Below are 11543 nucleotides of genomic sequence, written 5' to 3' on the forward strand. Positions count from 1 at the left end.
AGGCCCATGTCCCTCGACGCAACGGAAGACAAGATCGACGTCCGCGACGGCATCGTTCATTCGGCGATCCCGGCCGATGAACTGGCCCGTCTCAGCGACGACGTCATTTCCGCCCTGAAGACGGTCTATGACCCGGAAATCCCGGCCGATATCTTCGAACTCGGTCTGATCTACAAGATCGACATCGAAGACGACCGCATGGTCAAGATCGACATGACGCTGACAGCGCCGGGTTGCCCCGTGGCCGGCGAGATGCCCGGCTGGGTCGAGAATGCCGTCGGCGCCGTGGAAGGCGTGTCCGGCGTCGAGGTCAAGATGACCTTCGATCCGCCGTGGACGCCGGACCGCATGTCGGAAGAGGCGCAGGTTGCGGTTGGCTGGTATTGATCGCTTAACCGCCGATCACTAGATTCAGATTCGGAAACCATCGGGCCTTGAACCCGTTAGGTCGAAGGAGATTATGCCCATGGCCTTTGCAGTCATGACACTGACCGACGCGGCGGCAAACCGCGTCAAGGCGATCGTCGACAATGCCGGCGGCGATGCCAGGGGTATCCGCGTCGGCATCAAGAAGGGCGGTTGCGCCGGAATGGAATATTCCGTCGACCTCGTGACCGAACCCAATGCCAAGGACGACCTGATCGAACTGAACGGCGCCCGCGTCTGGATCGCGCCGGAAGCCGTGCTCTATCTGCTCGGCACGCAGATGGATTTCGAGGTCACGACCCTGCGCTCGGGCTTCACCTTCCACAATCCCAACCAGACATCCGCCTGCGGCTGCGGCGAATCGGTCGAGCTGAAGCCCGCCGATCTCGCAGCGCTCGCCGCCGCCGGCCAGCCGACCGTTCGCGCCTGACTGGCAGGCCGACGACTGCGAATCCTTGCAGCTTCCCTTCACGGACGGTTTTGCCTAGTCTCCGACGCGCGGCATGAGAGGCTCGTGCCGCCGTGATCGCCAGGAGGGGCGCGAGCGATGACCGGCTTTGCCGCGGCACTTTACGAAAACCTGCCGTTTCCCGTCCTGATCGTGGATGCCGGGGCCTGCGTCGTCTCGCACAACGAAGCCGCGGCCCGCGCCTTCGGCTGGAATCGCGACGGCCGCAGGCCCGATGCTGCCGCCGTTATCGATGGGGCGAACCCCACCACGCTGCTTGCCCGTCATGCCGCGGAAGGGCGCGAGAACGCCCATGCCTTCGCCTTCCGCCATGAGAACGGCTCGCTGTTCGAAGCGACGGCCCATGTCATTCCTTTGCCGGACGAAGCGGACGGCGCGGCGCGCTACGCGCTCCTCCTGCGCAGCCTCCTCAGCGGCGGCAGCCATGGCGAGCAGGTCCTGCTCGGCCAGCGTATCGCTGCCGCGCTCGACACCATGACCGAGGGCTTTGCGATCTTCGACCCGGCGGAGCGGCTGGTGATGTTCAACCGCTCCTACAAGGAGCGCTGCGCGGGCGCGCGGGATGCCGTGCGTGTCGGCGCGACGATGGAAAGCATCGTGCGCGCCAATATCCGCGCCGGAATGTACCCCGGCATCGAGGAGGGAACATCGGGGGCCGAGGCCCTGGTGCGTGAGCGCCTTGAAAAACACCGGGATGCCGGCGGTGGCGGCGCCGTCTTCGAATTCGGCAAGGGGCGCTGGATCCGCGGCGAAAGCCATGTCGCCGAGACGGGCGATATCGTCGCCATGCGCATCGACATATCGGAGCTGAAGCGCACCGAGGCGGCGCTGGAGGAAAAGCGGCGCGAATATCTCTCCCTGCTGCAGATCCTGCCCGACATGATCCTGCGCTTCGACAGGAACCTGACCGTCCGCTTCGCCAACGACAAATATGCCGCCCATATGGGCTCGACCACCGACGCGCTGATCGGCCGGTATCTTCCCGAGGTCGCCTGCGCGCCGGAACAGACGGCCGTGCTGATGGATATCGCCGCCTATACGCGGGACGCGCCTGTGAAGACGCTGGAAATCTGCATCGACCACGAAGGCCAGCCGATGTGGATGCTGTGGACGGCCGTCGCGATCTTCGATGGGGATGGCGTCAGCGAGGTCGTCAGCGTCGGCCGCGACATCACCGAGGCCAAGCGCCAGCAGCAGCGGGTGGAGGCGCAGACGAACGAGCTGCGCCGCAAGAACGAGGCGCTCGACCAGTTCACCGCCACCGTCTCGCACGACCTGAAGGCGCCGCTGCGTCATCTCTCGATGTTCGCCGAGATGATCTCGGAGGACGTGCATCGCGGCGAGTTCGCCGAACTGCCGGCCTATGCCGATCATGTGCGCAAGAGCTCCGCGCGCATGCGGCGCATCATCGACAGCCTGCTGGAATTCTCGCAGATCGCCTACCGCATCGCCGCGCCGAAGCCGGTCTCGCTCTCCGGCGTGGTGGGCGATGCGCTGGCGCTGCTGGAGGGCCATGTGGAGGAGACCGGCGGACGGGTGGAGGTCGAGCCGTTGCCGGAGATCATGGGCGATCCCGAGCTCCTGAAGCGCTTGGCGCAGAATCTCATCGGCAACGCGCTGAAATACCGCCGCCCCGACAAGGCGCCGTCCGTCCGCATCTATGCAAGGCAGCGGCCCGATGGGATCGACCTTGTCGTGGAGGATGACGGGATCGGCATCGACCCGCAGCATGTCGGACGCATTTTCGAAGTTTTCCAGAGGCTTCATCGCGACGAGACTGTCTATCAGGGCACCGGCGTCGGGCTCGCACTGGCGCGGCGGATCGTCGAGAGTCACAACGGCGTCATAGCGCTTGACACGAGCTATGCTCCCGGCGCACGCTTCATCGTGACGTTTCCGCAACCCGTGAAATCGAAGGGGAGCGAACAGTGGGAGGTTCGGCCAGAAAGCTGATCGTCGTCGATGACGATCCGGTGGACGTGCGCTTCGTCATGCGCGCCTTCAGCGATGCCGGAAGCCCGATCGAGATCACCCATGCCGCCGATGCCGAGGCCGCCAGCGACCGGCTCGATGCGGAAGCCTTCGACTATATCCTGCTCGACATCAACATGCCCGGCGTCAGCGGCATGGAGCTTCTCAAGCGCCTGCGCGGCCGGCCGCGCACGGCGGTGACGCCCGTCATTATGCTTTCCTCATCGTCGAACACCGCGGACGTCAGCCGCGCCTATGAGAACGGCGCGAACGCCTATGCCGTCAAACCCTCGACGCTGAGCGGCTATCGCGAGTTCGCCGAGGGCTTCACCCGCTTCTGGGTCGACGTCGCCGTCGCACCCTGATCCAATCCCTGCCCGCAATGGAAAACCCCGGCCGATGGCATCGGCCGGGGTTCGTTCGATGTCGGCCCCGCTTCCTTTTCTGGCGTCATGGTCGGATCAGGCCCGACCATGACGAAGGAGAAGTGAGCGGACCTGCGACAGGCCCGGATTTACTCGGCCGCTTCTGCGTAATCCTCCAGCGGCGGGCAGGAGCAGACGAGGTTGCGGTCGCCGTAGACATTGTCCACGCGGTTGACCGGCGACCAGTACTTGTCGACCCGGAAGGCGCCCGGCGGGTAGCAGGCCTGTTCGCGCGAATAGGGGCGATCCCATTCGCCGACGAGGTCTTCCACCGTGTGTGGCGCGTTCTTCAGCGGGTTGTTGACCGGATCCATGCGGCCTTCCTCGATGGCGCGCGCTTCCTCGCGGATCGCCAGCATCGCCTCGCAGAAGCGGTCGATCTCGGCCTTGGTCTCCGATTCCGTCGGCTCGATCATCAGCGTGCCGGCGACCGGCCAGCTCATGGTCGGGGCATGGAAACCGCTGTCGATCAGGCGCTTGGCGACGTCGTCGACGGTCACGCCCGCGCTCTCGGCGAGCGGGCGCGTGTCGATGATGCATTCATGCGCCACGCGGCCCTTTACGGACTTGTAGAGCACGTCATAGGCGCCCTTGAGCCGGGCGGCGATGTAGTTGGCGTTGAGAATCGCCACCTTCGTCGCCTGCGTCAGCCCTTCGCCGCCCATCATCAGGCAATAGCTCCAGGAGATCGGCAGGATGGAGGCCGAGCCGAAGGGCGCTGCCGAGACGGCGCCGGCCTCGCCGGTTGTCGGATTTGCCGGCAGGAAGGGCGCAAGATGCGCCTTGACGCCGATCGGTCCCATGCCGGGACCACCGCCGCCATGCGGGATGCAGAACGTCTTGTGGAGGTTGAGGTGCGAAACGTCACCGCCGATATCGCCGGGACGGGCAAGGCCGACCATGGCGTTCATATTGGCGCCGTCGATGTAGACCTGTCCGCCGTGCCTGTGCACGATCTCGCAGACCTCGCGCACGTTCTCCTCGAAGACGCCGTGCGTGGAGGGATAGGTGATCATGCAGCATGAGAGGCTTTCCGCGTACTGCTCTGCTTTCGCGCGGAAATCCTCCATGTCGATATCGCCGTTGTCCGACACTTTCACGACGACGACCCGCATGCCGGCCATCTGTGCGGAGGCGGGGTTGGTGCCGTGCGCGGAGGTCGGGATCAGGCAGACGTCGCGATGGGTGTCGCCGTTGGCGAGATGGTAGGCGCGGATCGTCAGGAGGCCGGCATATTCGCCCTGCGCGCCGGAATTCGGCTGCATGGAGACGGAGTCATAGCCGGTGATGTCGCAGAGCTTCTGCGACAGGTCTTCGATCAGGTGCCGGTAGCCCAGCGCCTGGTCGGCGGGAACGAAGGGGTGGATCTCCGAAAATTCCGGCCAGGTGATCGGCAGCATTTCCGCCGTGGCGTTGAGCTTCATGGTGCAGGAGCCGAGCGGGATCATGGCGCGGTCGAGCGCGAGGTCCCGGTCGGAGAGCCGGCGGATGTAGCGCACCATCTCGCTTTCGGCGCGGTTCATGTGGAAGATCGGATGCGTCAGGTATTCGCTGGTGCGCAGCAGGTCGCTCGGCAGGCGGTAGTCCGGCTCGAAGGCCGACACTTCGAAATCGCCGCCAAAGGCGCGCCAGACGGATTCCAGCGTGATCGGCCGCGAGCGCTCGTCGAGGCTGATGCCGATGCGGTCGTCGCCGATCCTGCGCAGGTTCACGCCTTCCGCGACGGCCGTCTTCAGGATGATGCCTTGCAGCTTGCCGACATGGACGGTGATCGTGTCGAAGAACACCTCCGGCTCGACGGTATAGCCGAGCTTTTCGAGGCCCTTGGCAAGAAGCACGGTCTTCTGGTGCACGCTCTGGGCAATCGCCTTCAGGCCCTGCGGACCGTGGAAGACGGCATACATCGAGGCCATGACGGCGAGCAGCACCTGCGCGGTGCAGATGTTCGACGTCGCCTTCTCGCGGCGGATGTGCTGTTCGCGCGTCTGAAGCGACAGGCGATAGGCGCGATTGCCGCGGGCGTCGATGGAGACGCCGACGAGGCGGCCGGGCATGGAGCGCTTGTAGGCGTCTTTCACGGCCATATAGGCCGCATGCGGGCCACCATAGCCGACCGGCACGCCGAAGCGCTGGGTGCAGCCGATAGCGATATCCGCATCCATGTCGCCGGGCGACTTGAGCAGGGCGAGCGCCAGCGGATCGGCCGCCATGACGGCGATGGCGCCGGTCTGGTGCAGGCGGGCGATGAGGCCCGTGAAGTCACGCACATGGCCGTAGGTGCCCGGATACTGGAAGATTGCGCCGAAGACGTCGACCGGATCGAGATCGGTGAAGGGATCGCCCACGACGATGCTCCAGCCGAGCGGCTCGGAACGGGTCTTCAGCAGCGCGATCGTCTGCGGATGGCAGTTCTCGTCGACGAAGAAGGCGGTCGCCTTGGATTTCGCCACGCGCTGCGCCATGGCCATCGCCTCGGCGGCGGCGGTCGCCTCGTCGAGCAGCGAGGCATTGGCGACGTCGAGGCCCGTCAGGTCGCAGACCAGGGTCTGGTAATTGATGAGCGCTTCCAGGCGCCCCTGGCTGATTTCCGGCTGGTAGGGCGTATAGGCCGTGTACCAGGCGGGGTTTTCCAGGATATTGCGCTGGATGACCGGCGGCGTGATCGTGCCGTAATAGCCCTGGCCGATCAGCGAGACGAGCTTCTTGTTGCGATTGGCGGTCTCGCGCAGCTTGTCGAGCGCTTCACGCTCGGTCATCGGCGCGCCCCATTCGAGCGGCTTGGTCTGGCGGATCGATTTCGGCACGGTGTCGTCGATCAGCGCGTCGAGGCTCGGATAGCCGATCACCTTCAGCATCGCCTCCATCTCCTTCGGCGAAGGGCCGATATGGCGACGGTTGGCGAAGTCGTAGGGCTGGTAATCGGTAAAGGCGAAATCCTTGGGCAGGTTCATCAGCCGACAAGCTCCTTGTAGGCGGCTTCATCCATCAGCGCATCCGCATCGGCCGGGTTGGCGAGCTTCAGCTTGAAGAACCAGCCGGCGCCCTGCGGGTCGCTGTTGACGAGGGAAGGATCGGCCGTGATGGCCTCGTTGACTTCAACGATCTCGCCGTCGAGCGGACAATAGACGTCGGAAGCAGCCTTCACGGATTCGACCGTGGATGCATCGCCGCCCTTGGAGAAGGTCGCGCCGACTTCCGGCAGTTCGACGAAGACGAGGTCGCCGAGCTGTTCGGCCGCATGCGTCGTGATGCCGACGGTGGCAACGCCGCCTTCGATCTTCAGCCACTCGTGTTCTTCGGTGAATTTCAGCATGTGTGTTCCTCTCAATGAAGTTGTAGTTGGCGGCTGTTGTCAGCGTTTGAAGGTGTTCTTGACGAAGGGCATGGCCGATACGGTGACCGGCAGGAATTTTCCGCGCACGCCTGCATAAAGCTGCGTGCCGGGGGCGATGGCGGATTTGGTGACGTAGCCCATGGCGACCGGGCCATCGACATTCGGGCCGAAGCCGCCCGAGGTGACCGTGCCGACGACGTCCGCGCCCTCGGGGTCTGTCGCCAGCACCGCGCCGGCGCGCACGGGCGCACGGCCTTCGGGCTTCAGGCCGACACGACGGCGGCCGGCGCCGTTTTCGAGCTGGTCGAGAATGACGGAAGCGCCGGGGAAGCCGCCTTCGCGCTCGCCGCCCTTGCGGCGAACCTTCTGCATGGCCCATTCGAGCCCGGCCTCCACCGGCGTCGTGCCGGTGTCGATGTCGTTACCATAGAGGCAGAGCCCAGCCTCGAGGCGCAGCGAATCGCGGGCGCCAAGGCCGATCGGCAGCACGTCCGGATGGTCGAGCAGGCGGCGACAGACAGATTCCGCAAGGTCGGCCGGGATGGAGATCTCGAAGCCGTCCTCGCCGGTATAGCCGGAGCGCGAGACAATGCAGTCGGCATCGTGCAGGTCGCAGGCGCGCACGTCCATGAAGCGCATGGAGGAGACGTCGGCCCACAGTTCCGCAAGCACTGCCTCGGCATGGGGGCCTTGAAGCGCAACCAGCGCGCGGTCGTCGTGCAGCGTCAATTCGCAAGCCTCGCCGATCTTCGCCTGCATATGAGCGAAATCCGCATCCTTGCAGGCCGCGTTGACGACGACGTAGAAATGGTCGCCGCGGTTGGCGATCATCAGGTCGTCGAGGATGCCGCCTTCGTCATTGGTGAAGAGCGCATAGCGCTGGCGGCCTTCGCCAAGGCCGACGATATCGACCGGCACGAGCGTTTCGAGCGCCCGGGCCGCATCGGCATTGTCGCCGGAGCGGGCGCGCACGGTGACCTGTCCCATATGGGACACGTCGAAAAGGCCGGCGGCGGTGCGGGTGTGCAGGTGTTCCTTCATCACGCCGGCCGCATATTGCACCGGCATCTCGTAGCCGGCGAACGGCACCATGCGGGCGCCGAGCGAAAGGTTCAGCGCGTGAAGCGGGGTTTTCTTGAGTTCAGACGTTCCGTCCAAAAGGCGCCCTCCAGTCCTTGGGCGCCCCTGTTGCGTCGGGCGCCGGCTCATAAATCCAGGCGCATATGCGCCGTTCTCCTGAGCCCCCTCTGTCCCTTCGCCTGAGATTGTTATCCCTTCGGCGAGCGCTCTCGCGCTTCTCTCCAGAGTTCCGACGGCACCTTGCTGGTCCTTTTGCCTGAGAGTTTCCGGGGCGGTTGCTCCTTCGGCACCGGCCATCCCCTGAGGGGCGGCCGGTTTCTCCCAGCGAGGTCGGCTCCAGATAACGACCTTGTCTGCGCTTTGGCAAGAGGCGGCGTCGCTGCCGAGCAAATTTTTGTCGTAGGCCACGGCGGGCAAGAAAAAGGCCCCGGGGCGGGGCCTGAGAGGATGGAGGATATGTGTCCGGAGAGATCAGACCGCTTCGGCCGGGAGCGGCTCGCCATTCTCGTCGTAGTGGCGCTGCACCTCGGCGACCGTGAGCTGCGGCGTGCTGACCGGGGCGGTGAGGAGGGCGAGGGCAAGCGCCGGAGGCTGGATGACGTTGAGCATGGCGAGCGTGCGCGCATCGCCGTGGACCTTGGCATCTTCGCTCCAGTGATGGATGCGCTGCTCGAAGAGCGTGCCCGTGCGGGTCTGCATCTTCATGCCCTGCGAGGCGTAGGCGGCGGTGGTTGGCGAGACTGTCACGATCTGGGTCATGGCGTTTCAACGTGGTTGGTCGATTGACCGAATCTAGCAGTTGCGCCTTTCTCATGCGTAAAACGTCATGGTTGCATTTTCATCGAGTTTTAACGATCTGTACGAAATTCGGGCGGCCTTGCCTTTGCCGTGAAAATTCCGTCATAAGGAGCCTAGGATGCCGCCGGAATCGGGCGGCTCGCGTGGTCCGGGCGCAGGCGTGCCCGACACGGCACCAGGACGACAAGCATGCCGCCGATGGCGCGGGAGGACCGATGAAGCCGATTTTCGTGCAATTGCAATGCGCTCCGGGCAAGACTTACGAGGTCGCCGATGCGCTTTACGCTACGGAACTCATCTCGGAGCTCTATTCCACCAGCGGCGACTACGATCTCCTCCTGAAGATCTATGTCGACAGCGAGGAGGACATCGGCAAGTTCATCAACGATCACGTCGCCTCCATTCCCGGCATCGTGCGTTCGCTGACGACGCTGACCTTCCGCGCTTTCTAGGCTGTTTCCCTCCGGGCCTTCTTGCGCTAAGAGCGGCGCAACGAAAGAAGGCGAAGATGGCAGGCATCGAACACAAGCAGGTGGACAACGACGAGGCGGGCATGCGCCTCGACCGGTGGTTCAAGGTCCACTATCCGGGCCTCGGCTTCGGCCCGCTCCAGAAGTTGCTGCGCTCCGGCCAGGTGCGCGTCGACGGCGGCCGCGCCAAGAGCGATACGCGCCTGCAGCCGGGCCAGACCGTGCGCATCCCGCCGATGGACATCGACGCCAAGGGCGTCAAGGCCGGTCCCATCGCCGGCCGCGACCTGAAACATTCTCCCGACGGCGAGCTGCTCGCCCGCATGCTGCTGCATGAGGACGACAAGGTCTTCGTGCTCAACAAGCCGGCCGGCATCGCCGTGCAGGGCGGCTCGGGCGTCACCCGGCACATCGACAAGATGCTGGAGGCCTGGACGAGCCAGAAGGGCGAGAAGCCGCGCCTCGTGCACCGCCTCGATCGCGACACGTCGGGCGTCCTCGTCATCGCCCGCACGCGCGGTGCGGCGCAGAAGCTGACCGCCGCCTTTCGCGAGCGCGACACCAAGAAGACCTACTGGTCCGTGGTCAAGGGCGTGCCGAAGAAGCGGGAGGACAAGATCTCCACCTGGCTCGTCAAGGAGCAGACGCCGGACGGCGACCGCATGCGCATCGCCAGGCACGGCGAGGATGGCGCCGATCACGCCGTTTCCTTCTACCGCGTGGTAGAGCAGGCCGGGCAGAATTTCGCCTGGCTGGAGATGGAGCCCTATACCGGCCGCACCCACCAGCTTCGCGTCCACGCGGCCCATATCGGCCACCCGATCCTCGGCGATCCGAAATATTTCGATGCGGACACCAACTGGAGCTTCCCGGGCGGCGTGCAGAACCGCCTGCACCTCCATGCCCGCCACATCGACATTCCGCATCCCTCCGGCGGGCGCCTGCGCGTCACCGCGCCGCTGCCGCCGCACATGGTGCAGACCTGGAACCTCTTCGGCTTCGACCAGAGCGCGGCGGACGGGGAAGACGACTGATGCGGCTCGTTCTTTTCGATTGCGACGGCACGCTGGTCGACAGCGTGAAGCTGATCCACGAGGTGATGGCGCGCACCTTCGTCGATTTCGGCCATGCCCGGCCGGACGTCTCCGAGACCAAGGCGATCATCGGCCTGACGCTCGACATCGCGATCGCCCGCATGCAGGGCAAGCCGCATGTCGACGACGAGGCGCTGGCGATGACCGCGCATTACAAGGCGATCTTTACCGGCGTGCGCGCCGAGGCGGGCTTCCAGGAGCCGCTGTTTCCCGGCATAGCCGAGATGATGGCGCGGCTGGAGCGGGAGGACGCGCTTCTCCTCGGCGCCGTCACCGGCAAGTCGCGCCGCGGCCTCGACCTCATCCGCGCCACGCATGGCTTCGAAAAGACCTTCTTCGTCTCGCGCACGGCGGATGACTGCCCCTCCAAGCCGCACCCCGCCATGGTGACGGAATGCTGCAGCGAAGCGGGCATTGATGCGGCCGATACGGTTGTCATCGGCGATGCGATTTACGATATGCAGATGGCGAAGGCGGCCGGCGCCAGGGCGATCGGCGTTTCCTGGGGCTATGCCTCCGTGCCCGAACTGGTCGAGGCCGGCGCGGATTACATCCTGCGTACGCCCGCAGACCTTCTCGAATGGCTGGAGATTTCCGATGCGTGACATTCTGAGCGATCTTTCCGATGCGATGAGCGATCCCGATCCGGTTCGCCGCGCGCAGATCCAGATGAAGCGGCCGCTGCCGAAGCGGTTCTACAAGGAGGTCTCGACCGACAGCACGGACGAGGGCCACCGCATCCTGCTCGACGGCCGCCCCCTGCGCACGCCCGGCAAGAAGGTGCTCGCCGTGCCGGCCCCCGCTATCGCCGAGCGCCTGCGCGCCGAATGGGACGGTCAGGGCGAGGAGATCGACCCCGCGAAGATGCCGGTGACGCGCCTTATCAACACGGCCGTCGACGGCGTCGCGGACAATCTCGACGCCGTCTTCGAGGAGATCGTGCGCTTCGCCGGCACGGACATGCTCTGCTACCGCGCGGATTCGCCGACCGGCCTCGTCGAGCGTCAGCGCGACGGCTGGGACCCGATCATCCGCTGGGCGGCGGACGCCAAGGGCGCGCGCTTCATCCTCGTCGAAGGCGTCATGCACCAGGAGCAGCCGGCACCGACCATCGCCGCCTTCTCGGACGCGCTGTCCGCCTGGCGCGATCCGCTGGCGCTTGCCTGCCTGCATACCGTGACGACGCTGACGGGCTCGGCGCTTCTCGCGCTGGCGCTCGCCGAAGGCGTGATCGATGCCGACCGGGTATGGTCGCTCGCCCATGTCGACGAGGACTGGCAGATCGAGCAATGGGGCACCGACGAGGAGGCCTTCCGCCGCCGCGAATTGCGGCGCGGGGAGATGGACGTCGCCGCCGCCGTGCTTGCCGATATCCCGCGCTGATCCTTCCCTAAGACCATCTATGTAGGGCGATCCCCTTCAAGCCCCCGGTTCCGCATGCTAATCCGTTGTCACAAACGGGAGGAACCGAGGGAT

General features: G+C 65.3%; 12 protein-coding genes and 1 riboswitch. Of the genes, 8 read left to right on the top strand and 4 right to left on the bottom strand.

Annotated features, from left to right (window positions below; genetic code table 11):
• The first annotated feature begins 6 nt into the window (after positions 1 to 6).
• The 4 genes from ShzoTeo12_RS06735 (at position 7) to ShzoTeo12_RS06750 (ending at position 3231) form a co-directional block, all read left to right on the top strand.
• Positions 7 to 387: an SUF system Fe-S cluster assembly protein gene (locus tag ShzoTeo12_RS06735; protein WP_119258296.1), complete on the top strand. Its 381-nt coding sequence runs from the start codon at positions 7 to 9 to the stop codon at positions 385 to 387.
• A gap of 79 nt (positions 388 to 466) precedes the next feature.
• Positions 467 to 856, top strand: a complete 390-nt coding sequence (sufA, locus tag ShzoTeo12_RS06740; protein ID WP_318911789.1) for a Fe-S cluster assembly scaffold SufA — start codon at positions 467 to 469, stop codon at positions 854 to 856.
• 117 nt (positions 857 to 973) lie between these two features.
• The gene (locus ShzoTeo12_RS06745) at positions 974 to 2848 is read left to right on the top strand and encodes an ATP-binding protein (RefSeq protein ID WP_318911791.1); all 1875 of its coding nucleotides are present in this window, start codon (positions 974 to 976) and stop codon (positions 2846 to 2848) included.
• Complete coding sequence (locus tag ShzoTeo12_RS06750) at positions 2824 to 3231, top strand: response regulator (protein ID WP_318911792.1); 408 nt, start codon at positions 2824 to 2826, stop codon at positions 3229 to 3231. Before ShzoTeo12_RS06745 ends, ShzoTeo12_RS06750 begins: the two co-directional genes overlap by 25 nt.
• Positions 3232 to 3380: 149 nt before the next feature.
• On the opposite strand, the gene gcvP is transcribed toward ShzoTeo12_RS06750, so the two are convergent.
• From gcvP to ShzoTeo12_RS06770, 4 genes are all read right to left on the bottom strand, one after another.
• A complete protein-coding gene (gcvP, locus tag ShzoTeo12_RS06755; protein ID WP_318911794.1) occupies positions 3381 to 6242 on the bottom strand; it encodes an aminomethyl-transferring glycine dehydrogenase in 2862 nt (953 codons plus the stop codon).
• Entirely contained in the window at positions 6242 to 6604 is a 363-nt protein-coding gene (gene gcvH, locus ShzoTeo12_RS06760) for a glycine cleavage system protein GcvH (protein ID WP_119258291.1), read from the bottom strand. Before gcvH ends, gcvP begins: the two co-directional genes overlap by 1 nt.
• Before the next feature lie 39 nt (positions 6605 to 6643).
• Complete coding sequence (gene gcvT, locus ShzoTeo12_RS06765; protein WP_318911796.1) at positions 6644 to 7783, bottom strand: glycine cleavage system aminomethyltransferase GcvT; 1140 nt, start codon at positions 7781 to 7783, stop codon at positions 6644 to 6646.
• A gap of 156 nt (positions 7784 to 7939) precedes the next feature.
• Positions 7940 to 8039: riboswitch (glycine riboswitch) on the bottom strand.
• A gap of 137 nt (positions 8040 to 8176) precedes the next feature.
• Complete coding sequence (locus ShzoTeo12_RS06770; protein ID WP_318911797.1) at positions 8177 to 8464, bottom strand: hypothetical protein; 288 nt, start codon at positions 8462 to 8464, stop codon at positions 8177 to 8179.
• Positions 8465 to 8718: 254 nt separating this feature from the next.
• Here ShzoTeo12_RS06770 and ShzoTeo12_RS06775 point away from each other — a divergent pair, with 254 nt between their 5' ends.
• The 4 genes from ShzoTeo12_RS06775 to ShzoTeo12_RS06790 are packed head-to-tail and all read left to right on the top strand — an operon-like array spanning position 8719 to position 11450.
• Positions 8719 to 8955, top strand: coding sequence for an Lrp/AsnC ligand binding domain-containing protein (locus ShzoTeo12_RS06775; protein WP_024271053.1), 237 nt, complete (start codon positions 8719 to 8721; stop codon positions 8953 to 8955).
• Between the two features lie 56 nt (positions 8956 to 9011).
• Positions 9012 to 10007: an RluA family pseudouridine synthase gene (locus tag ShzoTeo12_RS06780; protein ID WP_119258288.1), complete on the top strand. Its 996-nt coding sequence runs from the start codon at positions 9012 to 9014 to the stop codon at positions 10005 to 10007.
• On the top strand, positions 10007 to 10672 hold the full coding sequence (locus ShzoTeo12_RS06785; RefSeq protein WP_119258287.1) for an HAD-IA family hydrolase: 666 nt from the start codon (positions 10007 to 10009) through the stop codon (positions 10670 to 10672). Before ShzoTeo12_RS06780 ends, ShzoTeo12_RS06785 begins: the two co-directional genes overlap by 1 nt.
• A complete protein-coding gene (locus tag ShzoTeo12_RS06790; RefSeq protein WP_318911802.1) occupies positions 10665 to 11450 on the top strand; it encodes an ATP12 family chaperone protein in 786 nt (261 codons plus the stop codon). Before ShzoTeo12_RS06785 ends, ShzoTeo12_RS06790 begins: the two co-directional genes overlap by 8 nt.
• The last annotated feature ends 93 nt before the right edge of the window (positions 11451 to 11543 follow it).

It is taken from the genome of Shinella zoogloeoides (assembly GCF_033705735.1).
GTDB classification, from domain to species: Bacteria; Pseudomonadota; Alphaproteobacteria; order Rhizobiales; family Rhizobiaceae; genus Shinella; species Shinella zoogloeoides_A.

Excerpts from the sequence above, each read along its gene's own strand:
- ShzoTeo12_RS06735 (WP_119258296.1), top strand. The coding sequence starts at position 7 with ATGTCCCTCGACGCAACGGAAGACAAGATCGACGTCCGCGACGGCATC.
- sufA (WP_318911789.1), top strand. The coding sequence starts at position 467 with ATGGCCTTTGCAGTCATGACACTGACCGACGCGGCGGCAAACCGCGTC.
- ShzoTeo12_RS06745 (WP_318911791.1), top strand. The coding sequence starts at position 974 with ATGACCGGCTTTGCCGCGGCACTTTACGAAAACCTGCCGTTTCCCGTC.
- gcvP (WP_318911794.1), bottom strand. The coding sequence starts at position 6,242 with ATGAACCTGCCCAAGGATTTCGCCTTTACCGATTACCAGCCCTACGAC.
- gcvH (WP_119258291.1), bottom strand. The coding sequence starts at position 6,604 with ATGCTGAAATTCACCGAAGAACACGAGTGGCTGAAGATCGAAGGCGGC.
- ShzoTeo12_RS06770 (WP_318911797.1), bottom strand. The coding sequence starts at position 8,464 with ATGACCCAGATCGTGACAGTCTCGCCAACCACCGCCGCCTACGCCTCG.
- ShzoTeo12_RS06775 (WP_024271053.1), top strand. The coding sequence starts at position 8,719 with ATGAAGCCGATTTTCGTGCAATTGCAATGCGCTCCGGGCAAGACTTAC.
- ShzoTeo12_RS06780 (WP_119258288.1), top strand. The coding sequence starts at position 9,012 with ATGGCAGGCATCGAACACAAGCAGGTGGACAACGACGAGGCGGGCATG.
- ShzoTeo12_RS06785 (WP_119258287.1), top strand. The coding sequence starts at position 10,007 with ATGCGGCTCGTTCTTTTCGATTGCGACGGCACGCTGGTCGACAGCGTG.
- ShzoTeo12_RS06790 (WP_318911802.1), top strand. The coding sequence starts at position 10,665 with ATGCGTGACATTCTGAGCGATCTTTCCGATGCGATGAGCGATCCCGAT.